The sequence below is a fragment of the Streptomyces aureus genome (assembly GCF_000725495.1).
Lineage (GTDB): Bacteria > Actinomycetota > Actinomycetes > Streptomycetales > Streptomycetaceae > Streptomyces > Streptomyces aureus_B.
In genome coordinates, this window is sequence record NZ_JNZD01000026.1 from 70432 (window position 1) to 91002 (window position 20571).

Here is a 20571-nt window from a genome sequence, read left to right on the forward strand (position 1 = left end):
ACCACACCGCCGGAAAGAGCGAGGCCGGGGACTGGCGAGGCCACACCCCCGGGAACGGCGAGGCCGGGGACGGGACCGGGATCATTGCGCCCCGGCAGCCGCCGACGCCCTCGCCCTGCCCCCGTCCGAAGCCGCCCCGGAACTCCCCCTGACCTGAGCGGCCCGGCGCGGACGTCCGGTCCCGGCACGACGGCCACCGGGGCAGCCCGCGTCGCGCCGGGGTCGGCATGGGCCCCACCCCGGTCCGCCCCGTCAGGTGCGCCCGCGCCCTCGCCGACCGGCCCGGCGGGCGGGAACCGGGCTCCCGCCGTCGGCCGGCCCGTCAGGCACACTCCCGCCGCGGCCTCAGCCGCGGCCCCCGGCCTCCCGGCGCCGTCCTGACCGGCCCCTCGCCCGGGACCCGTCGCCCTCGTCAGGGCACAGGCCCGGTCCCCCTCCGGTCCCCCTGCCTCGGGAACCGCCCCGCCCCTCGGGCCGGACCGGCCGCCGCCGGAGTCAGCTCCTGCGGCGGCGGGAGAGGGTGACCGCTCCGGCGCCCGCGGCGAGCAGGACCGCCGCGCCGCCGGCCAGGTACGGCGTCATGGAGCTGCCCCCGGTCTCGGCGAGGCCCCCGGTCTCCTCCTCCTGCCCGCCCTGCGGGGACGCCTCGGCCACGGGGGCGTCGGCCTCCTTCGAGGGGGCGGGGGACGCGGACTCCTCGGCGGCGGGCGCGGCCGGGGACTCGCAGGTCGACTTCGCCAGGGTCACCGTGCCCTCGACGGCGGCCACGCCCAGCTTCAACGGGTCGACGGACACGTTGAGTTCGAGCGCGGAGGCGGCCGCGGTCCGGGAGGTCGTCTCGGTCTTGGAGAGGTCGAGCCGCACCTCCCCGACCCCGGGCACCTTCACATGCGTCGGGCCGCCCGTCGTCACCGTGACCTTCTTGCCGAGCACGGTGACGGAGCCCAGCAGATTCGCGGTGGCGACGGGCTGCTTCCCCGCCTCGCAGGTCGCCTTCGAGGTCACCTGCTCGACCTCGATGAGCGACAGCAGCGGCAGCCCGGGGACGTGGACCACGGCGTGCGCGAGGTGGGTCGAGCCCTCGGCCTTGGCGGCCGAGACCGTGGCCTCGGCGTGGGCGACGTCCGCGCGCAGCACGCTGAACGGCCGCCCCCGGTCGACGCCGTCCAACTGGGCGGTGAGCGCGGTCTTGTCGGCGCTCTGCGGTGCCTGCACCTCGTTCAGGGAGACCGCGAGCGGGACGTCCACGGTCTTCTTGAGGAGGGACACGTCGAGCCCGGTGCGGAGCACGACGGCGCTCGCGCGGCCGTGGTCGTCGCTCGCATGGGCGGTGCCCGCGCCGGCCAGCGCGGTGGGACCCGCGGCGAGGACGGTGGCGGCCGCGGTGACGGCGAGACGGCGTGCGGGAGTGCGGTGGGTGTAGCTGTTCAAGGGTGGGACCCCCCTAGGAGAAAGCCTGGGACCCGGAAAGAATTACGCACTGAGAGTGAACAGTCAGGCACCTGACGTGAGTTCACTCCTTCGTGGGTTTACCGCGCACGCCTTCGAATCCCGGGGCACGGCTGTTCCCTGCCGTCACTCGGTCAACACCCCCGGGTGAACGCGCCGGTTGACGCGCCTGCCGGTGAACCGTTCCCGCGCGGGGCGGGCCCGAGGGTGCTCAACGAGCGCGCCCTCGGGACCGTCACGCTCCGTCAATCGATGACGCGTCCGTTCAGGACCACCCGGCGCGGATCCGCCAGGACCCGCACGTCGGCGCGCGGATCCGCGTCGTAGACCACGAGGTCCGCGGGCGCTCCCTCGTCGAGTCCGGGCCGACCCAGCCAGCGCCGGGCGCCCCAGGCGGTGGCGGACAGCGCCTCGACGGGCGGGATGCCCGCGGTGACGAGCTCGGCGACCTCGGCCGCGACGAGGCCGTGCGCGAGGGAGCCGCCCGCGTCGGTGCCGACGTAGACGGGGATCCCGGCGTCGTACGCGGCCCGCACGGTGTCGTACCGGCGCTCGTACAGCCGCCGCATGTGCGCCGACCAGTCGGGGAACTTGCTCTCCCCGCCGTCGGCGAGCCGCGGGAAGGTGGCGATGTTCACCAGGGTCGGGACGATGGCGACCCCGCGCTCGGCGAAGAGCGGGACGGTGTCCTCGGTGAGCCCGGTGGCGTGCTCGATGCAGTCGATGCCCGCCTCGACCAGGTCCCGCAGCGAGTCCTCGGCGAAGCAGTGCGCGGTGACCCGGGCACCGAGCCGGTGCGCCTCGGCGATGGCGGCCTCGACGGCGTCGCGGGGCCAGCAGGCGCTCAGGTCGCCGGTGCCGCGGTCGATCCAGTCCCCGACGAGCTTGACCCAGCCGTCGCCGTTGCGGGCCTCCCGGGCGACGTACGCGACGAGGTCCCCGGGCTCGATCTCATGGGCGTAGTTGCGGATGTAGCGGCGGGTGCGGGCGATGTGCCGGCCGGCCCGGATGATCTTCGGGAGGTCCTCGCGGTCGTCGATCCAGCGGGTGTCTGAGGGCGAGCCCGCGTCCCGGATCAGGAGGGTGCCGGCGTCGCGGTCGGTCAGCGCCTGCTTCTCGGAGACGTCCGCCGGGACCGGGCCGTGGGCGTCGAGCCCCACGTGGCAGTGCGCGTCGACGAGGCCGGGCAGCGCCCAGCCCTCGACGGTGCGGACGTCACGGGCGCCGCCGGGGCGCTCGTACGAGATCCGGCCGCCGACGACCCACAGCTCGTCGCGGACGTCGTCGGGTCCGACGAGGACCCGCCCCTTCACGTGCAGTACCGGGTGATCGCTCATGTACGGCACCTTAGTGACGCGGTCCGCCCGCCCCCACTCCCCCTTCACCGGTGCGGCCCCGGCGGGTACGGCGGTGCTACTCCCGCGTGTCCTCCGTGTCCGCCGTCTCCTCCTCGACGTCCGCCATCGCCGGGTCGAGGAGCCGGGACAGGAAGTGCCGGGTGCGCGCGTGGGCCGGCCTGCCGATCACCTGGGCCGGGGCGCCCTCCTCGACGATCACGCCGCCGTCCATGAAGACGACCCGGTCGGCGACCTCGCGCGCGAAGGACATCTCGTGGGTGACGACCATCATCGTCATGCCCTCGTCGGCGAGCATCCGCATGACGGCGAGCACGTCGCCGACGAGTTCGGGGTCGAGCGCCGAGGTCGGCTCGTCGAAGAGCATCACGTCGGGGCCCATGGCCAGCGCGCGGGCGATCGCGACGCGCTGCTGCTGGCCGCCGGAGAGCGAGGCGGGGAACGCGTCGGCCTTCTCCGCGAGGCCCACCCGGGAGAGGTTCTCCGCGGCGATCCGGGCGGCGTCGTCCTTGCTCCGGCCGAGCACCCGGCGCTGCGGGAGGGTGAGGTTCCCGGTCACCGAGAGGTGGGGGAAGAGGTTGAACTGCTGGAAGACCATGCCGATGCGGCGGCGTACGGCGTCGATGTCGACGTCCGGGTCCGTGATCTCCGTACCGCCGACGAACACCCGGCCGGCGGTGGGCTCCTCCAGGAGGTTCACACAGCGCAGCAGGGTCGACTTCCCGGAGCCCGACGGGCCGATCACGCAGACGACCTCGCCCTGGCCGATCTCCAGGTCGATGCCCTTCAGCACCTGGTTGTCGCCGAAGGACTTGTGGAGGTCCTGGACCCGGATCTCGGGTGTGCTCACTTGTCGGCCCCCTTCCTCTTGTCCTCGAGACGCCGCGCGAGGAAGCCGAGCGGGATCGTGACGAGCAGATAGCACAGGCCCGCGACCAGGATCGGCGTGGAGTTCGCGGTCTCGCTGGCCAGGTCGCGGCCGTACTTGGACAGTTCGCGTTCCTCCAGCGTGACACCGAGGAACAGCACCAGCGAGGAGTCCTTGAACAGCGTCACGAGTTCGTTGGTGAGCGGCGGGACGATGATCCGGAACGCCTGCGGGACGACGATCGAGACCATGGCCCGGGCGTGCGAGAAGCCCAGCGAACGGGCCGCCTCCATCTGCCCCTTGGGCACGGCCTGGATGCCCGCGCGGAACGTCTCGGCCATGTACGCGGCCCCCACCGTGCCGAGCGCGATGGCGACCTTGCCGTACGTCCCGCCGGGGATCTCCGTGCCCGGGAAGGCGAGCGGCACCGCGACGCCCACGAAGATGAAGATCAGCAGGGCCGGCAGCCCCCGGAAGATCTCGATGTAGAGGCCGGCGACCCAGCGGTAGGGGCCGACCGAGGACAGCCGCATCAGGGCGAGGACGATGCCCAGCACGAGACCGACGACGAAGCCGAACGTCGTGTAGAGGACGGTGTTCTTCAGCGCCAGCGTGATGACGTCCGGGAACATCTGCTTGACCAGGTCCCACTGGAAGAACTGGTTCTTCAGACGGCCCCAGTCCGCCGTGACCGCGAGGGCGATCACGACGGCGGCGAAGACGGCGTACTGCGCACCGCGCGAGATCTGGCGCTTGCGGCTCCGGCTCAGGCCAGTCCTTCGGGGCTGGAGGGGCGTGCCGGGATCGGTCATGAGGCGGACGGGGAGGCGGCGGCCGCGTCGTACGGGCCGATCCACTTCTCGTAGAGCTTCTTGTACGTGCCGTCGGCCTTGGCGTCCGCGATGGCCTTGTTGATGGCCGCGAGCAGCTTGGTGTTGCCCTTCTTCACCGTGAAGCCGTACTGCTCACCGGTGTTGATGTTGTCGGCCACCTTGAACGCGTCGGCGTTGGCCTTGTCCTTCAGCCAGCCCTGGACGACCGGGTAGTCGATGATGACGGCCTTGACCTGGCCGGTGCGCAGTCCGTTCAGCACCGCGTCGGAGGACTCGAAGGAGATGGGGTCGAGGCCCTGCTTCTTCGCGTAGTCCTCACCGGTGGTCTGCGCCTGGGCGCCGAGCTTCACGCCCTTCGCCTTGATGTCGGCGAGCGAGGTGACGCCGCTGTTCTTGTCGACCAGGACGGCCTGGGTGGCGTCGAAGTACGGGTCGGAGAAGTCGACGTTCTTCTTGCGCTCCGGCGTGATGGTCATACCGGCGGCTGCGAGGTCGCACTGCTCGGAGTTGAGGAACGCGCCCGTCTTGAAGTTCTCGAAGGGCGTGTCGACGATCGTCTGCTTCACGCCGAGGTCGCTCGCGACCAGGTCGATCAGCGACACGTCGAAGCCCTGCACCTTGCCGTCGATCTCCGACTGGAAGGGCGGGTAGGGCAGGTGGGTGCAGGTCGTGAGCTGACCGCTCTTGACGAGCGGGACCCCGCTCGCGGTCGTGGTCTTGCCGCCTCCGCTGTCCGAGGAGCAGCCGGCCACGAGCAGCAGCCCGGCCGTCGCGGTGGTGGCGGCCAGGATGCGGGTCCGGCGTCCGGGGACCGAGTACACGGAGACCTCCAGTGGGGGGGCGCAGAGGGTCGTCTGACGGGAACACAGGGTTCCGATTATAAGGAAAGGTTTGGGTTGCTCAAATCATTCCGATGGCCACTGGTCCGTCTGGCCTCAGAATTCGCCGCTCCGGGTACCTCGGGGTCGGCGGTTACGCTCTGATCGTCGACCCTGCCGCGAGTGAAGAGAGCAACGCCGTGACCCACCCCCTTCTTGACCTCGCGCCGCTGAGCGCCGCCCGCTTCGCGTCGATCGAGGACCGTGTCGCCCGGCTGCTCGGCACCGTGCAGGACGTCGTGATCATGCAGGGCGAGGCACTGCTCCCGCTGGAAGGGGCCATCCGGGGGACGGCCGGTCCCGGCACCACCGCGCTGAACGTCATCACCGGTCCCTACGGCCAGACCTTCGGGAACTGGCTGCGGGACTGCGGGGCGACCGTGATCGACCTGGCGGTGCCGTTCCACACCGCGGTGACCGCCGCGCAGATCCGTGAGGCCTTCGCCGAGCACCCGTCGATCGACTTCGTGTCGCTCGTGCACGCCGAGGCCGCGACCGGGAACACCAACCCGGTGGCGGAGATCGGCGAGGTCGTCCGCGAGCACGGGGCCCTCTTCTACCTGGACGCCGTCGCCTCGATCGGCGCCGAGCCGGTGCTTCCGGACGCCTGGGGCGTCGACCTGTGCGTGATCGGGGCGCAGAAGGCGATGGGCGGTCCCGCCGGGGTGTCGGCGGTGTCGGTGAGCGAGCGGGCGTGGGCACGGATGGCGGCGAACCCCGGCGCGCCGCGCCGCTCCTACCTGTCCCTGCTGGACTGGAAGGAGCGCTGGGTCGACGGCGGCCGCACGACGCTGCTGCACGCGCCGGCCCAGCTGGAGATGCTGGCGCTGGAGGCGTGCGTCGAGCGGATCGAGGGCGAGGGCCTCGACGCGGTGACGGCGCGTCACGCGGCGGCCGCCGCGGCCACCCGGGCCGGGGCCGTGGCGCTCGGCGGCGGCCTCGCGCCGTACGTCGACTCCGCGTCCGAAGCGGCGCCCGTGGCCACCACGCTGCGGGTGCCCGAGGAGGTGGACGCGTCCGTGGTGGTCGCCAAGGCGCTGGCCGCCGACCCCGCGCTGCCGCTCGCGGCGGGCGGCGGCGCCCTCGCGCAGTCGATGATCCGCGTGAACCACTACGGCCCCGACGCCACGCCCGGCGCCGTCCACGCCTGCCTCGCGGGGCTCGGCGCGGCCCTGGCCGAGTCCGGCCACGCGGTGGACCTGGAGGCGGCGCGCCGGGCCGTGACACTGGCCTGGGGCTGACCCAGGGCATCCCGGTGGAGGCGTGCACGCCTCCACCGGGCGTCCGGCGCCGGGGCTGGAGCCTCCCGAGCCTCCCGCCGGAGAGCCGGACCGGGGCGCCCGCGCCGGGACGGGGGATCCGCTCCGGGAACGGGCGGCTTCGGCAGGACCGCCACGACGGGGACGAGCGGCCACGGCAGGACCGCCACGACGGGACCGCCGTGCCGGGGACGGGCCGCTTCGCCCGGACCTCCCGGCCGGGTCCGGGGCGCCCGGGAGCGGGCCGAGGAGCCGCGCCGGGGACGGGGGTCTTCGGCAGGACCGCCGCGCCGAAGTCGGGCGGCCGCGGCCGGACCGCCGAACCGAGGACGAGCAGCCCCGCCCGGACCGCCCGGCCGGAGTCGGGGTGTCCGGGCGGCGCGCCCGTCAGGGCGCGGGAATCGCGCATCCACTCCGCACCTTTATTCCGCCGCCCTATTCTCCAACGAATACCCGCGACATTTATTCGGAATAGCTTCCCGCGTTCTCCTGCCCGCTTCACCGGTACCTAAACTCAAAGATTTCGCGAACGCCGAATGGCGCGATCCGGCGGAACCCTCACACCTTCAACTACTGTGATGCACTCCACAACGCACCCCTTTTCTGCGGTATTTTCCGGGCAAAAGCACGCATAAACCTGTGGTCGCCGCCACTCCTTCACGGGCGCGTGATAACACACCGACGCCCCATCCGTAACCCGGTCCGACGATGCAATCCGAACTTTCCGTCGGTAAATTCAATCCGCATGACCGTCGCCCATGCAGACCTGTCAGCGGAATTCCTGGAAATGCCGGAGGGCCTTCGGATCGACCGTCCGGAGGTGGCCGACGGGGCCGCCCTCTGGCGTATCGCCAAGGACTCCCGGACCCTCGACCTGAACTCCTCCTACAGCTACCTGCTGTGGTGCCGTGACTTCGCCGGCACCTCGGCGGTGGCGCGCGACGCCGACGGACGGCCCGTCGGCTTCGTCACCGCGTACGTGCGCCCCGAGCGTCCACGGACCCTGCTCGTGTGGCAGGTCGCGGTCGACGACGCCCACCGCGGCCGCGGACTGGCCGCGCGCCTGCTCGACGGACTGACCGCGCGGGTGGCGGCCGAGCGCGGGCTGTCGGCCGTCGAGACCACCATCACCCCGGGCAACACCGCCTCCGAGCGCCTCTTCACGTCGTACGCACGGCGTCACGGGGCGGCCGTCGAGCGCGAGGTGCTGTTCGAGTCGGGCCAGTTCCCCGACGGACCGCACGACCCTGAAGTGCTGTACCGCATCGGCCCGTTCACGGCCTGAGCCGACCGGGCCGACCCGACCGACCGGCCCCGACTCCCCTACTTCTCCCCTCCCCCCACGCTTCGAGGAGCGAATCGTCTTGACCATCACCCAGCCCGACCTCAGCGTCTTCGAGACCCTCGAGTCGGAGGTGCGCAGCTACTGCCGCAACTGGCCCACCGTCTTCGACCGGGCCCGGGGCAGCCGCATGTACGACGAGGACGGACACGAGTACCTCGACTTCTTCGCCGGCGCCGGATCGCTGAACTACGGGCACAACAACCCCGTGCTGAAACGGGCCCTGATCGACTACCTGGAGCGCGACGGCGTCACCCACGGCCTCGACATGTCGACGACCGCCAAGCGCGGTTTCCTGGAGGCCTTTCAGAACCTGGTGCTGCGGCCGCGCGACCTGCCGTACAAGGTCATGTTCCCGGGCCCGACCGGCACCAACGCGGTCGAGTCGGCGCTGAAACTGGCGCGGAAGGTGAAGGGGCGCGAGGCGATCGTGTCGTTCACCAACGCCTTCCACGGGATGTCGCTCGGCTCGCTCGCCGTGACCGGCAACGCCTTCAAGCGCGCGGGCGCCGGCATCCCGCTGGTGCACGGCACCCCGATGCCGTTCGACAACTACTTCGACGGCCAGGTCCCGGACTTCCTGTGGTTCGAACGGCTCCTGGAGGACCAGGGGTCCGGGCTCAACCAGCCCGCCGCGGTGATCGTCGAGACGGTGCAGGGCGAGGGCGGCATCAACGTCGCCCGGCCCGAGTGGCTGCGCGCCCTGGCCGACCTGTGCACGCGCCGCGACATGCTCCTGATCGTCGACGACATCCAGATGGGCTGCGGCCGGACCGGGGCGTTCTTCTCCTTCGAGGAGGCGGGGATCGTCCCCGACATCGTGACCGTGTCCAAGTCCATCAGCGGGTACGGGCTGCCGATGTCGCTGTGCCTGTTCAAGCCCGAACTGGACGTCTGGGAGCCGGGCGAGCACAACGGCACCTTCCGCGGCAACAACCCGGCGTTCGTGACGGCCGCCGCCGCCCTGGAGGCCTACTGGACCGACGGGTCCGCGATGGAGAAGCAGACCCGGGCGCGTGGCGAGCAGATCGAGCAGGCGCTGATCTCCATCACCGAGGAGAACCTCGCCGACGTCAAGGAGTACCGGGGCCGTGGACTCGTCTGGGGGCTCGAGTTCAAGGACAAGGCCCGCGCGGGCCGGGTCGCCCGGCGCGCCTTCGAACTCGGGCTGCTCGTCGAGACGTCCGGACCGGAGAGCGAGGTGGTGAAACTGCTGCCCGCCCTGACCATCACCCCCGACGAACTCGACGAGGGACTGCGCACGTTGACCCGCGCGGTCTCCGAGACCGTCTGACAAGGACCCGGACGGCCCGCAGGAACGGGCCCGGGCCTACAGCACCGCAGACCCGGGCACCGACACGGTCACGGGCACACGCGGTCCGGGCGCGAGCAGCACGCGAGACAGGCACGAGAGACACGAGAGAGAGGCATCGCACCACCGTGATAGTCCGTTCGTTCAAGGATCTCGAAGGCACCGACCGGCACGTGAAGGCGGCGACCGGCACCTGGGAGAGCAAGCGCATCGTCCTCGCCAAGGAGAAGGTCGGCTTCTCCCTGCACGAGACGATCCTCTACGCGGGCACGGAGACCCGGATGTGGTACGCGAACCACATCGAGGCCGTGCTCTGCGTGGAGGGCGAGGCCGAGCTCACCGACGAGGAGACCGGCGAGAAGCACTGGATCGCCCCCGGGACGATGTACCTGCTCAACGGCCACGAGCGCCACACCCTGCGCCCCAAGAGCGACTTCCGGTGCGTCTGCGTCTTCAACCCGCCCGTCACCGGACGGGAGGACCACGACGAGAACGGCGTCTACCCGCTGATCACCGAACCCGAGGAGGTGTGACACACCGATGACCACACTCACCGATCTGTACCCCAGCCGCGCCGCCACCGAAGTGGCCGTGCCCCGCCAGGACCCGGTCGTCTGGGGCGCCCCGGACGGCCCCGGCCCGATCTCGGTCCCCGATCTGCACGCCTACGAGCGCGACGGCTTCCTCCCCGTCGAACAGCTCATCGCCGACGACGAGGTCGCCGTGTACCGGCGGGAGCTGGAGCGGCTCGTCACCGATCCGGCGATCCGCGCCGACGAGCGCTCCGTCGTCGAGCCGAGAACGCAGGAGATCCGGTCCGTCTTCGAGGTGCACCGGATCAGCGAGGTCTTCGCCCGCCTGGTGCGCGACGAGCGCGTCGTCGGCCGGGCCCGGCAGATCCTCGGCTCGGACGTGTACGTCCACCAGTCGCGGATCAACGTGAAGCCCGGCTTCGGGGCGAGCGGCTTCTACTGGCACTCGGACTTCGAGACCTGGCACGCCGAGGACGGTCTGCCGAACATGCGGACCGTGTCCGTCTCGATCGCGCTGACCGAGAACCTCGACACCAACGGCGGCCTCATGATCATGCCGGGGTCGCACCGGACGTTCCTCGGGTGCGCGGGGGCCACGCCGAAGGACAACTACAAGAAGTCGCTCCAGATGCAGGACGCCGGGACACCCTCGGACGAGGCGCTCACGGAGATGGCGACCCGGCACGGCATCAGGCTCTTCACGGGCAGGGCCGGTTCGGCGACCTGGTTCGACTGCAACTGCATGCACGGCTCGGGGGACAACATCACCCCGTTCCCGCGCAGCAACGTCTTCATCGTGTTCAACAGCGTGGAGAACACCGCGGTGGAGCCGTTCGCGGCACCCGTGCGCAGGCCGGAGTTCATCGGGGCGCGGGACTTCACACCGGTCCGCTGACGTCCCGTCCCACGGGGTGCCCGCCGTCCGTCCGACGGCGGGCACCCCGTGGTGCCGCGGGCGCTCAGCCGGGCACCGCGTCGAGCAGCCGGTCCACGTCGTCCTCGGTGTTGTAGAGGTGGAAGGCCGCCCGCAGCCGGCCGGCGCGGTCGGAGACCTCGACCCCAGCCCGGCTCAACTCCGCCTGGAGACCCCCGAGTCCGGGCACGGAGACGATCGCGGAGCCGGGCGCGGGAACCGGTTCGTGGCCTCGCCGGAGCAGCCCGTCGCGAAAGCGCGCGGCGAGGGCGAGGTCATGGGCGTGCACCCGGTCCACGCCCAGTTCCTCCACGAGTTCGAGCGAGTGGCGGGCGCCCGCGTAGGCGAACAGACCGGGGCTCTCGTCGAACCGCCGCGCCGAGCGGGCGAGTCGGTCGACGGGTCCGTAGCAGCTCTCCCAGGGGGACTCGCCCGCGGCCCAGCCGGCGAAAACCGGTGTCAGTCCGCCCAGGTCCTCCGGGACCACCAGGAAGGCCACCCCGCGCGGGCAGACGAGCCACTTGAAGGCGACGGTGGCGACGAAGTCGAAGGCGTCCGCGCGCACGGGCAGCCAGCCGGCGGCCTGGGACACGTCGACGTACGTACGGGCCCCGTGCTCCCGCGCGGCCTCCCCGATCGCCTCCAGGCAGGCGATCCGGCCGTCGGCGGACTGGGCGGCGCTCACCGCGACGAGCGCGGTGCCCGGACGCACGGACTCGGCGATCCGCTCCAGCGGTACGGCGCGGACCTTGAGGTCGCCACGGACGTGGAAGGGGTTCACGACCGAGCTGAAGTCCGCCTCGGCGGTGAGGACTTCGGCGCCCGACGGCAGCGAGGCGGCGATCAGCCCGCTGAACACGGCGACCGAGCCCCCGGTCGCCACCCGGCGGTCGGGCACCCCGACGAGGCGGGCGAACGACGAGCGGGCCGCCTCGACGTCCGCGAACATGTCGGAGGGCTGCCCGGCGGCCACCGACTCCACGGCGAGACGCATGGCGGTCACGGTGCGGGCCGGCAGCAGGCCGGTGCTCGCGGTGTTCAGATAGGTGTTCTTCGGGGCGAACTCGGCACGGACGAGAGTCTCGAAGGTCTCCATGGGACCACTGTGGGCCCGGACGGTGCCCAAGTCCATCGCGAGGCTTTACCGGGTTTCCCCAAGCGATGCTTATGCATGGGCCCCGACCTGCGGTTTCCCGCGCCGGGGCCCTGTTCCGGCGCCGCTCAGCCCTGGGGGACGGCGCAGCCGTCCGGACCACAGGCCTCGGCGTTCCCGTCCTGGACCAGCGTGAGCTGGGGACGCGCGCCCCATGCCTGGGCCAGCGCCTGGGCGAAGACCTCGGCGGGCTGCGCTCCGGAGACGCCGTAGGTGCGGTCCAGGACGAAGAAGGGGACGCCGTTGGCGCCCAGCTCGGCGGCCTCGCGCTCGTCGGCGCGGACGTCGTCGGCGTAGGCGGCCGGGTCGGCCAGCACCGCGCGGGCCTCCTCGGCGTCGAGCCCGGCGGCGGCGGCGAGCTCCACGAGCCGCTCGTCGTCGCCGAAGACGGTCTCCTCCTCGGCGAAGTTCGCCTTGTAGAAGAGGCCGATCAGCTCGTCCTGGAGGCCGCGCGCCTTGGCCAGGTGCAGCAGCCGGTGCATGTCGAAGGTGTTGCCGTGGTCGCGGTCCCGGGTGCGGTAGGCGAGGCCCTCCGCGGCGGCCTGGGTGCCGAGGTTCTCCTCGCCCGCCTGGGCCTGCGCCGCGCTCATCCCGTACTTCTTGGTGAGCATCGTGATCACGGGCTGGACGTCGCCCTTGGCGCGGCCGGGGTCCAGCTCGAAGGAGCGGTGCACGACCTCGACCTCGTCACGGTGCGGGAAGGCGTCGAGCGCCTTCTCGAAACGGGCCTCCCCGACGTAGCACCAGGGGCAGGCTATGTCGGACCAGATCTCGACGCGCATTCTTCGGCTCTCTCCAGGTCGTGCGGATACGGGACACCCTCCGGGGACGTCGTTAGGTGAACATTCAAGCGGCTCGGGTCATTCCCGGGGCGTGCCCGGACGCTCCTGCGCGCCGCCGTTCCCGTCCGCGCGCCGGGCCACGGCGTACCGCAGGTAGAGGTGGTGGTCGCCCTCCTCGGGCGGGTTGTCCGGGTCGGGGACCCAGCCCTGGCGGGCGTAGAAGGCCTGCGCGCGCAGGTTGTCGGTGTGCACGTCCAGCGTCGCCGTGCGCTTCCCGTCCGCCTGCCACTCCTCCACGCAGGCCGCGTGCAGGGCCCCGCCGATGCCCGCGCGCCAGCGGTCGGGGTCGACGTGGAACTGGAACAGCTTGACCGTGTCGGCGCTCATTCCCTCGTCGGTGCGGAACGAGGCGATGCCGACGATCCGGCCCTGGGCGACGGCGCACAGCACGTGTCCGTCGGGGCGGGCGATGGAGCCGCGCCACGCCTCGGTCCAGTCGGCGTCGCCCGCCGGGACGCCGTCCGGGTAGTACGTCGAACGGGCCCGGAAGTGCAGATCGGCGATGGTCTCGGCCTCGGCGGGCAGGGCGGTGCGGATCACCAGCGCGCCGGTCACACGTTCACTGATCATGCAACGGAGGACGTCACCGTTCCGGTCGCGGTTCCGTGCCGGCCGAACTGGGCCCGGTAGGCGCTCGGGGTGAGCCCGGTCCTGCGCACCACGTGGACGCGCAGCGAGTCGGCGGTGCCGAGTCCGCAGGCGGCGGCCACCCGGTCCATCGGCAGGGTCGTGGTCTCCAGGAGTTCCCTGGCCCGTTCGACGCGCTGGTGGAGCAGCCACTGCAACGGGCTGACCCCGCTCTCGGCGTGGAACCGGCGGGTGAGGGTGCGCACGCTGACGCCCGCGTGCCGGGCCAGGTCGGCGAGGGTGAGCGGCCTGTCGAGGTGGCGCATGGCCCAGCCCCGGGTGTCGGCACAGGCGTCGCCGCGCTCCGGGGGCAGCGGGGTGTGGGTGAACTGGGTCTGGCCGCCGGGCCGCACGGGGGCGACCAGGGCGCCGCGGGCGACCTCGTTGGCGACGGCGGCGCCGTAGTCGGTGCGGATGACGTGCAGGCACAGGTCGATGCCGGCGGCGTAGCCGGAGGAGGTGAGGAACGGCCCGTCCTGGACGTAGAGCACGTCCCCGCGCAGGTCGACCTGCGGGTAACGCCTGCGCATCTCGTCGGCGTGGGCCCAGTACGTGGTGGCCCGGCGGCCCTGGAGCAGGCCCGCCTCGGCGAGCTGGAAGGCGCCGGTGCAGATGGACGCCACGCGCTTGCCGGCGGCGGCCGCCTCGCGGACGGCCGCCACGATCCGCGGGTCCGGCTCGAACGGCGCACCGGTGCCGGCGACGACCACCGTGTCCGCCTCCCGTACGGCCTCCAGACCGTGGGGGACGTACAGGTCCAGTCCGCCGGTCGTGGGCAGGGGTCCCGGTTCGGCCGTGCAGACGACCACCTCGTAGCCGGGCCGGCCGTCCACCTCGACCTTGCCGAACAGCATCTCCGGCATCGCGAGGTTGAACAGCGCGACCGGGGACGGGGCGATGACGGCGACGCGGTGCGGGGCGGGACGGTCGGGCATGGCCAGAACCTCCGGACGTATGGCATTCAGGCCACTACTGTACGGAGCCGGCTGTCACCAGCATGGGGACATGCCGACGAACCAGATCTCCAGAGCTCCTGAACCCGGCCTCGGACGGCGGGACTTGGAGCCCGGGAAGCCCGCGCTCACCCTCGCCGCCGCCCTGCTCGGCTTCGCGCTGACCTGTCTCGACGCGTCGGTGGTGAACGTGGCCCTGCCCGCGATCGGCTCCGCGTTCGGCGCCGGGATGTCGGGCCTGCAGTGGGTGGTGGACGCCTACACCCTGGCCTTCGCCGCGCTGATGCTGTCCACCGGGGCCTTCTCGGACCGGGCCGGGGCGAGCCGGGCGTACGCGCTGGGGACCGCGCTGTTCACGCTCGCCTCGGCGGCCTGCGGGCTGGCTCCGGACCTGCCGGCGCTGATCGGCGCCCGGGTGGCGCAGGGCGTGGCGGCGGCGGTCGTGCTCCCGGCCTCGCTGGCGCTGGTGCGCCAGGCGTACCCCGAGCCGGCGCGGCGGGCCCGGGCTGTGGCGGCCTGGGCGGCGGGCGGTTCGCTGGCCGTGGCGCTCGGTCCCGTGGCGGGCGGCGCGCTGACCACGGCCTGGGGCTGGCGCGGTGTCTTCTTCGTCAATCTGCCGGTGGGCGCGGCGATCCTCGTGCTGCTCGTGCGGGCCCCGCGCTCCCGGCCCCGGCCGGCCCCGCTGGATCTGCCCGGCCAGCTGGCGGCTGTGGTGGCCCTCGCGGCGCTGACGTTCGCGGTGATCGAGGGCGGGGCGGCGGGCGGTGCCGCGGCCGTGGTGGCCGTCGTCGCGGTGGCCGCGTTCCTGTGGATCGAGAAGCGGCAGCCGCATCCGGTGGTGCCGCTCGGTCTGTTCCGCGACCGGACGGTGGCCACGGCGGTCGCCGTCGGCTCGGCCGTCAGCGTGGCCTTCTACAGCGTGGTGTTCGTCTTCTCGCTCTTCTTCCAGGAGGTCCAGCACCGCTCCGCGCTGGGCGCCGGGCTGCTGTTCCTCCCGATGACGGGTCTGATCGCGGTGACGAACGTGGTGGCGGGCAAGCTCACCGAACGCCACGGGCCGCGGCTGCCGATGCTGGTGGGGCAGCCGGTGGCCGTCGCCGGGCTGCTCGGGCTCCTGTGCGTCGACGCCCGCACTCCCCCGGCGCTGGTCGCGCTGCTGCTGGTCCCGCTGGCGCTGGGGTGCGCGCTGACGGTGCCGCCGCTCACCGCCGCGATGATGGACGCCGTGCCCGCCGAACGGGCGGGGCTGGCGGCCGGGGTGCTCAACTCCGCCCGGCAGGTGTCCGGGGGCCTCGGGATCGCGGTGTTCGGGGCGCTGGTCGCGGGCGGGTTCGAGGCCGGGATGCGGCTGAGCCTGGCCGCCGCGGCGGCCCTGCTCACGGTGACGTCCGCCCTCAGTGTCCGTCTCTCAGGTCGCTCGGCCAGGCGGGCCTGAATTCGATGTGGTCGTAGGTGACCACGCAGCCCTCGCCCATCGGCGACTGGGTCATGAACCCGACCAGCGCCGCGCCCGTCTCCTTCTCCCCGCCCAGCGTGAACAGCCGCACGAAGGTCCACCGCTCGCCGTCGCGGGAGGCGTGGAAGGCGAAGGCACGGCCCGTGCGGCTCACCCGCAGCCAGACGGAACTGCCTTCCACGGTGAAGGAGTTGGCGTCGTCGGAGTGTTCCCGGGTGACCACCGTGCAGACGGTCGGCACGTCCGGGGAGTACTCCAGGCACAGCTTCGCCCAGGCCCGCTCCGCCACATGGACGTAGAGCACGCCCGCGTCGAAGGCCGCCCCGAAGCCGACGGTCACGCGGGCGATCAGCTGGAAGTCGCCCTCCGGCGAGCCCAGCAGCCGCGGTGCGTCGGAGGCCGGGTCGAGCCCCTCGCCGGTGGGCGGCACGAAGCGGTCCTGCCGGGGCCCGGCCCAGCCGGTGAGCACGCCGTCCTCGTACGACCAGTTCCCGTCGGGGCCGTACGTGCGGAAGGAGAAGGGGAGTTCGGGGAGCGTGACGTCCATGCCCCGAGTCTCTCAGGTCCCCACCGGGCCCACCGGGGCACTCGGCCACGCCGGGCGGACCGGTGCGGAACGGGACGTGCCCGCCTCCGCACGGCCCGCCAGCCGCCAGGCGCACCGCACCGGTCCGCCCGCCGGGTGCTAGCGCTCCAGGTTGCCGTCGTACCGGCGCGGGAGTCCCAGCGGGTTGTCGTCGCGGAGTTCGAGCGGGAGCAGGGCCTCGGGGACGCCCTGGTAGGCCACCGGACGCATCCACCGCTCGATGGCGGTGCCGCCGACCGAGGTGGACGTCGAGGTCGTCGCGGGGTACGGCCCGCCGTGGTGCTGGGCCGGAGCGACGGCGACGCCGGTCGGCCAGCCGTTCACCAGCACCCGGCCCGCGAGGGGGGTGAGTTCGGCGAGGATCTCCGCGCCGCGCCCCTCGCCCGCCGCCTCCTCGGCGGAGAGCTGCACGGTGGCCGTGAGGTTGCCGGGGAGCCGGGAGAGCACCGCGCCCGCCTCGGACTCGTCCTCGTAGCGCGCCACGACCGTGAGCGGCCCGAAGCACTCCTCGAGCAGCAGGTCGTGTTCGCCCTCGGCCGCGAGCCTGCTCGCGGGGACGGTCAGGAAGCCGGGGCTCACGGTGTGCTCACCGGCCGCGCCGGGGGTCACCGGCGACTGGACGTCCGGGAGCCCGGCGCGCTCGGCCACCCCGGCGATGAAGTTGTCGCGCATGCGGTGGTCGAGCAGGACGCCGGCGGCGGTGTCGCTCACCGCGTCGGTCAGGGACTTCAGCAGCCGGTCGCCCGCCGCGCCGGCCGGCGCGAGCACCAGGCCCGGCTTCACACAGAACTGGCCGACGCCCAGGGTCATCGAGCCGGCGAGTCCCGTGCCGATCTCCTCGGCGCGCTCGGCGGCCGCGGCCTCGGTGACGACGACGGGGTTCAGGGAGCCCAGCTCGCCGTGGAACGGGATCGGCACCGCACGCGCGGCGGCCGCGTCGAACAGCGCGCGCCCGCCGCGGACGGAGCCGGTGAACCCGGCGGCCGTGACCAGCGGGTGCCGGACCAACTCGACACCGGCCTCGAAGCCGTGCACGAGACCGACGACGCCCTCGGGGATCTCGTGCCGGGCCGCCGCGCGGCGCAGCACGGCCGCGACCAGCTCGGAGAGCGCCGGGTGGTCGGGGTGGGCCTTGACGACGACCGGGCAGCCCGCGGCCAGCGCGCTCGCCGTGTCGCCGCCGGCCACCGAGAAGGCGAAGGGGAAGTTCGAGGCCGAGTACACGGCCACGACGCCCAGCGGCACCTTGTAGCGGCGCAGGTCCGGGATCGGCGGGGTCGCGGTGGCGTCGGGGTGGTTGATCACCACGTCGAGGAAGGCGCCCTCGTCGACGATCCCGGCGAACGCGCGCAGCTGGTAGCAGGTGCGGGCGAGCTCTCCGGTGAGCCGGACCGGGCCGAGCGCGGTCTCCGCGTCGGCGGCCTCGACCAGCAGGTCCTTGGCGCCTTCCAGAAGGTCGGCGGCGGTGCGCAGGAACGCGGCGCGGACGGCGCGGTCGGCGAGCGCGGGACGCGCGGCGTGCGCGGCGCGGACGGCCTCGTCCACCTCCTGGCCCGTGGCCTCCACCGCAACCTGTTCCCGCTGCTTCCCGGTACGGGGGTCGACACTCCAGACTGGTGCTGCTGCCACCGCGGGTCCCTTCACATGTGATGCCACGTTCTTGTGTCACTCACCAGGGGTGTTCGATATGCTGAACGCTGTCTCTGATGGTGAATCTCCTGTCGGAGACTATTTCCCGTCCAACGAAGGGGTCAAGGGCGATGTCGGCAGGCGAGACAGGCGGCGGGGCGCAGGTCAAGTCCGCGGTGCGGACCGTTGAACTGCTGGAGTACTTCGCCGGCCGGCCCGGTATGCATTCCCTCGCCGCGGTCCAGGAGGCCGTCGGATATCCCAAGTCCAGCCTGTACATGCTGCTGCGCACGCTCGTGGAACTCGGCTGGGTCGAGACGGACGCGACGGGCACGCGGTACGGCATCGGCGTGCGCGCCCTGCTCGTCGGCACCTCGTACATCGACGGCGACGAGGTGGTCGCCGCGGCCCGTCCCACCCTCGACCGCCTCTCCGACGACACGACCGAGACGATCCACCTCGCGCGCCTGGACGGCACGAACGTCGTCTATCTGGCCACCCGGCAGTCGCAGCACTATCTGCGCCCCTTCACCCGCGTCGGCCGCCGGCTCCCCGCCCACTCCACCTCGCTCGGCAAGGCGCTGCTGGCCACGTACAGCGACGAGCAGGTCCGCAAGATGCTGCCGGAGGCGCTGCCCGCGCTCACCGAGCACACGATCACCGACCGGGAGAAGCTCATCGAGGAGCTGCACCAGGTGCGGGAGCAGGGCTTCGCGGTGGACCGCGAGGAGAACACGCTCGGACTGCGCTGCTTCGGCGTGGCGATCCCGTACCGCACGCCGGCCCGGGACGCGATCAGCTGCTCGGTCCCGGTGGCCCGGCTCACCCCCGCGCACGAGCAGATGGTCAAGGACGCCCTGTTCGACGCCCGGGACCGGCTCACCCTGGCCACACGCAGGCTCTGACCCCCGGCGGCCCGCCCGGTGGCCTCGGAGGAAAGGGCCGCCCCATGAGGAACGGATGAGAAATCCGGCCGGACGGGAACGATTCGCCCCTGATCGCTCGTCCTTTTGGTCGGAATGAACAAGACGATCAGGCGTGCCGCCGTCTTCACGCTGCTGCTGGTGCTCTCCCTGCTCATCAGGGCGACCTGGGTGCAGTTCTACGACGGTCAGGCACTCGCGGACGACAAGGACAACCGGCGGAACGCGATCGCGCTGTACGCGAACCCGCTCGGGAACATCATCGTGGCCGGCGAGGCGATCACCGGTTCCGCGCAGACGACAGGGAGCGACCTCAAGTACAAGCGGACGTACAAGGACGGCAGCCTGTACGCGGCGGTCACCGGCTACAGCTCCCAGGTCTACGGGGCGACGCAGCTCGAGGGCATCTACCAGAAGCTGCTCGACGGCTCGGACATCCAGCTGAAGAACCCGCTGGACACGCTGACGAACAAGCGCGCCTCCCCCGGTGACGTGGTCACGACCATCGACCCGGCCGTGCAGAAGGCCGCCTACAACGCGCTCGGGAGCAACAAGGGCGCCGCCGTCGCGATCGACCCGAAGACCGGCAAGATCCTCGCGGTCGTCTCGACGCCGTCGTACGACCCGACGTCGATCAGCGCCGGCAACAACAGCGTCTGGAAGAAGCTGACCACCGACTCCGACAAGCCGCTGGTCAACCGCGCGCTGCGGCAGCCGCTGCCGCCGGGCTCGACGTTCAAGCTGGTCGTGGCCGCCGCCGCCCTGGAGGACGGGCTCTACGCCGACGCGGACGCGAAGACGGACAGCCCCGACCCGTACCTGCTGCCGGGCACGACGACGAAGCTGAGGAACGAGAACGCGTCCGCGCCCTGCAAGAACGCCTCGATCCGGGTCGCGCTCCAGTACTCCTGCAACAACGTCTTCGGCAAGATGGCGGTCGACCTCGGCCAGGACAAGGTCAGGGCCATGGCGGAGAAGTTCGGCTTCAACGACACGAAGCAGGACGTGCCGGTGCGGGCCTTCACCAGTGTGTATCCCTCGGGCATGGACAAGTCGTCCACGGCGCTGACCGGCATCGGCCAGTACGACGTGACCGCGACCCCGCTCCAGATGGCCATGGTGTCCGCGGCCCTTGCCAACGACGGCAAGCTGGTCTCGCCGCACATGGTGTCGCAGACCAGCGACGCCGACGGCGACGTCCTCAAGGACTACGACGACAGCGCCGGGACCGAGCGGATCGTCAGCTCGGAGACCGCGCGGCAGCTCCGGTCCGCGATGCAGACGGTCGTCGAGGACGGCACCGGCACCAACGCCCTGATCCCCGGCGCGACCGTGGGCGGCAAGACCGGCACGGCCCAGCACGGCGAGAAGAACAGCAAGACGCCGTACGCCTGGTTCACCTCGTTCGCGAAGTCCGACTCGAACGGCAAGGAGGTGGCCGTCGCGGTCATGGTCGAGCAGTCGGACGCGGCCCGCTCGGAGGTCAGCGGCAACGGACTGGCGGCTCCGGTGGCCAAGGCGATGATGCGCGCGGCCCTGAAGGACTGAGGCCCGGCCACCCCGAACGACAGGCGGCCCCGCACCCGATGGGGTGCGGGGCCGCCTCGTCGCGTGCGGGACCCGGTGCGCGGACCGGCGCCTCACGGACCGGCCGCCTCAC

The 20571-nt window shown here is 72.3% G+C and carries 19 protein-coding genes; 8 read left to right on the top strand and 11 right to left on the bottom strand.

Annotated elements, in window-relative coordinates; all coding sequences use genetic code 11:
- Positions 1-495 precede the first annotated feature (495 nt).
- The 5 genes from IO36_RS27950 to IO36_RS27970 all read right to left on the bottom strand — a co-directional run bounded on the left by IO36_RS27950 (position 496) and on the right by IO36_RS27970 (position 5326).
- Positions 496-1431 carry an SCO1860 family LAETG-anchored protein gene (locus IO36_RS27950; RefSeq protein WP_037623804.1) on the bottom strand — a complete coding sequence of 312 codons (936 nt, stop codon included), beginning with the start codon at positions 1429-1431 and terminating at the stop codon, positions 496-498.
- A 263-nt stretch (positions 1432-1694) separates the two neighbouring features.
- On the bottom strand, positions 1695-2786 hold the full coding sequence (locus IO36_RS27955; protein ID WP_037623805.1) for an amidohydrolase family protein: 1092 nt from the start codon (positions 2784-2786) through the stop codon (positions 1695-1697).
- 76 nt (positions 2787-2862) lie between these two features.
- Complete coding sequence (locus tag IO36_RS27960) at positions 2863-3654, bottom strand: amino acid ABC transporter ATP-binding protein (RefSeq protein WP_037623806.1); 792 nt, start codon at positions 3652-3654, stop codon at positions 2863-2865.
- Entirely contained in the window at positions 3651-4484 is an 834-nt protein-coding gene (locus tag IO36_RS27965) for an amino acid ABC transporter permease (protein ID WP_037623852.1), read from the bottom strand. Before IO36_RS27965 ends, IO36_RS27960 begins: the two co-directional genes overlap by 4 nt.
- Entirely contained in the window at positions 4481-5326 is an 846-nt protein-coding gene (locus tag IO36_RS27970) for a transporter substrate-binding domain-containing protein (protein ID WP_037623807.1), read from the bottom strand. The genes IO36_RS27965 and IO36_RS27970 overlap by 4 nt, the downstream gene beginning before the upstream one ends.
- 197 nt (positions 5327-5523) lie before the next feature.
- Here IO36_RS27970 and IO36_RS27975 point away from each other — a divergent pair, with 197 nt between their 5' ends.
- The 5 genes from IO36_RS27975 (at position 5524) to thpD (ending at position 10724) form a co-directional block, all read left to right on the top strand.
- The gene (locus IO36_RS27975) at positions 5524-6624 is read left to right on the top strand and encodes a pyridoxal-phosphate-dependent aminotransferase family protein (protein WP_037623808.1); all 1101 of its coding nucleotides are present in this window, start codon (positions 5524-5526) and stop codon (positions 6622-6624) included.
- Positions 6625-7387: 763 nt separating this feature from the next.
- Entirely contained in the window at positions 7388-7927 is a 540-nt protein-coding gene (ectA, locus tag IO36_RS27980) for a diaminobutyrate acetyltransferase (RefSeq protein ID WP_078943478.1), read from the top strand.
- A 79-nt stretch (positions 7928-8006) separates the two neighbouring features.
- Positions 8007-9278, top strand: a complete 1272-nt coding sequence (gene ectB / locus IO36_RS27985; protein WP_037623809.1) for a diaminobutyrate--2-oxoglutarate transaminase — start codon at positions 8007-8009, stop codon at positions 9276-9278.
- Between the two features lie 146 nt (positions 9279-9424).
- A complete protein-coding gene (locus IO36_RS27990; RefSeq protein WP_037623810.1) occupies positions 9425-9829 on the top strand; it encodes an ectoine synthase in 405 nt (134 codons plus the stop codon).
- Between the two features lie 7 nt (positions 9830-9836).
- Positions 9837-10724 carry an ectoine hydroxylase gene (thpD, locus tag IO36_RS27995; protein WP_037623811.1) on the top strand — a complete coding sequence of 296 codons (888 nt, stop codon included), beginning with the start codon at positions 9837-9839 and terminating at the stop codon, positions 10722-10724.
- Between the two features lie 64 nt (positions 10725-10788).
- On the opposite strand, the gene IO36_RS28000 is transcribed toward thpD, so the two are convergent.
- From IO36_RS28000 to IO36_RS28015, 4 genes are all read right to left on the bottom strand, one after another.
- Entirely contained in the window at positions 10789-11838 is a 1050-nt protein-coding gene (locus IO36_RS28000) for an aminotransferase class V-fold PLP-dependent enzyme (protein ID WP_037623812.1), read from the bottom strand.
- 125 nt (positions 11839-11963) lie between these two features.
- A complete protein-coding gene (locus IO36_RS28005; protein WP_037623813.1) occupies positions 11964-12677 on the bottom strand; it encodes a DsbA family oxidoreductase in 714 nt (237 codons plus the stop codon).
- A gap of 78 nt (positions 12678-12755) precedes the next feature.
- Complete coding sequence (locus IO36_RS28010) at positions 12756-13307, bottom strand: GNAT family N-acetyltransferase (protein WP_209441280.1); 552 nt, start codon at positions 13305-13307, stop codon at positions 12756-12758.
- Complete coding sequence (locus tag IO36_RS28015) at positions 13304-14299, bottom strand: GlxA family transcriptional regulator (RefSeq protein WP_037623814.1); 996 nt, start codon at positions 14297-14299, stop codon at positions 13304-13306. Before IO36_RS28015 ends, IO36_RS28010 begins: the two co-directional genes overlap by 4 nt.
- A 70-nt stretch (positions 14300-14369) precedes the next feature.
- Between IO36_RS28015 and IO36_RS28020 the strand changes: the two genes are divergently transcribed.
- On the top strand, positions 14370-15752 hold the full coding sequence (locus tag IO36_RS28020) for an MFS transporter (protein WP_037623816.1): 1383 nt from the start codon (positions 14370-14372) through the stop codon (positions 15750-15752).
- On the opposite strand, the gene IO36_RS28025 is transcribed toward IO36_RS28020, so the two are convergent.
- The gene (locus IO36_RS28025; protein ID WP_037623818.1) at positions 15712-16320 is read right to left on the bottom strand and encodes a DUF1349 domain-containing protein; all 609 of its coding nucleotides are present in this window, start codon (positions 16318-16320) and stop codon (positions 15712-15714) included. The genes IO36_RS28020 and IO36_RS28025 overlap by 41 nt on opposite strands.
- A gap of 138 nt (positions 16321-16458) precedes the next feature.
- The gene (locus tag IO36_RS28030) at positions 16459-17988 is read right to left on the bottom strand and encodes an aldehyde dehydrogenase (NADP(+)) (RefSeq protein ID WP_078943482.1); all 1530 of its coding nucleotides are present in this window, start codon (positions 17986-17988) and stop codon (positions 16459-16461) included.
- 131 nt (positions 17989-18119) lie between these two features.
- On the opposite strand from IO36_RS28030, the gene IO36_RS28035 reads away from it, so the two are divergent.
- On the top strand, positions 18120-18893 hold the full coding sequence (locus IO36_RS28035) for an IclR family transcriptional regulator (RefSeq protein ID WP_037623820.1): 774 nt from the start codon (positions 18120-18122) through the stop codon (positions 18891-18893).
- A gap of 114 nt (positions 18894-19007) precedes the next feature.
- On the top strand, positions 19008-20459 hold the full coding sequence (locus IO36_RS28040) for a peptidoglycan D,D-transpeptidase FtsI family protein (RefSeq protein WP_037623822.1): 1452 nt from the start codon (positions 19008-19010) through the stop codon (positions 20457-20459).
- Positions 20460-20571: the final 112 nt, after the last annotated feature.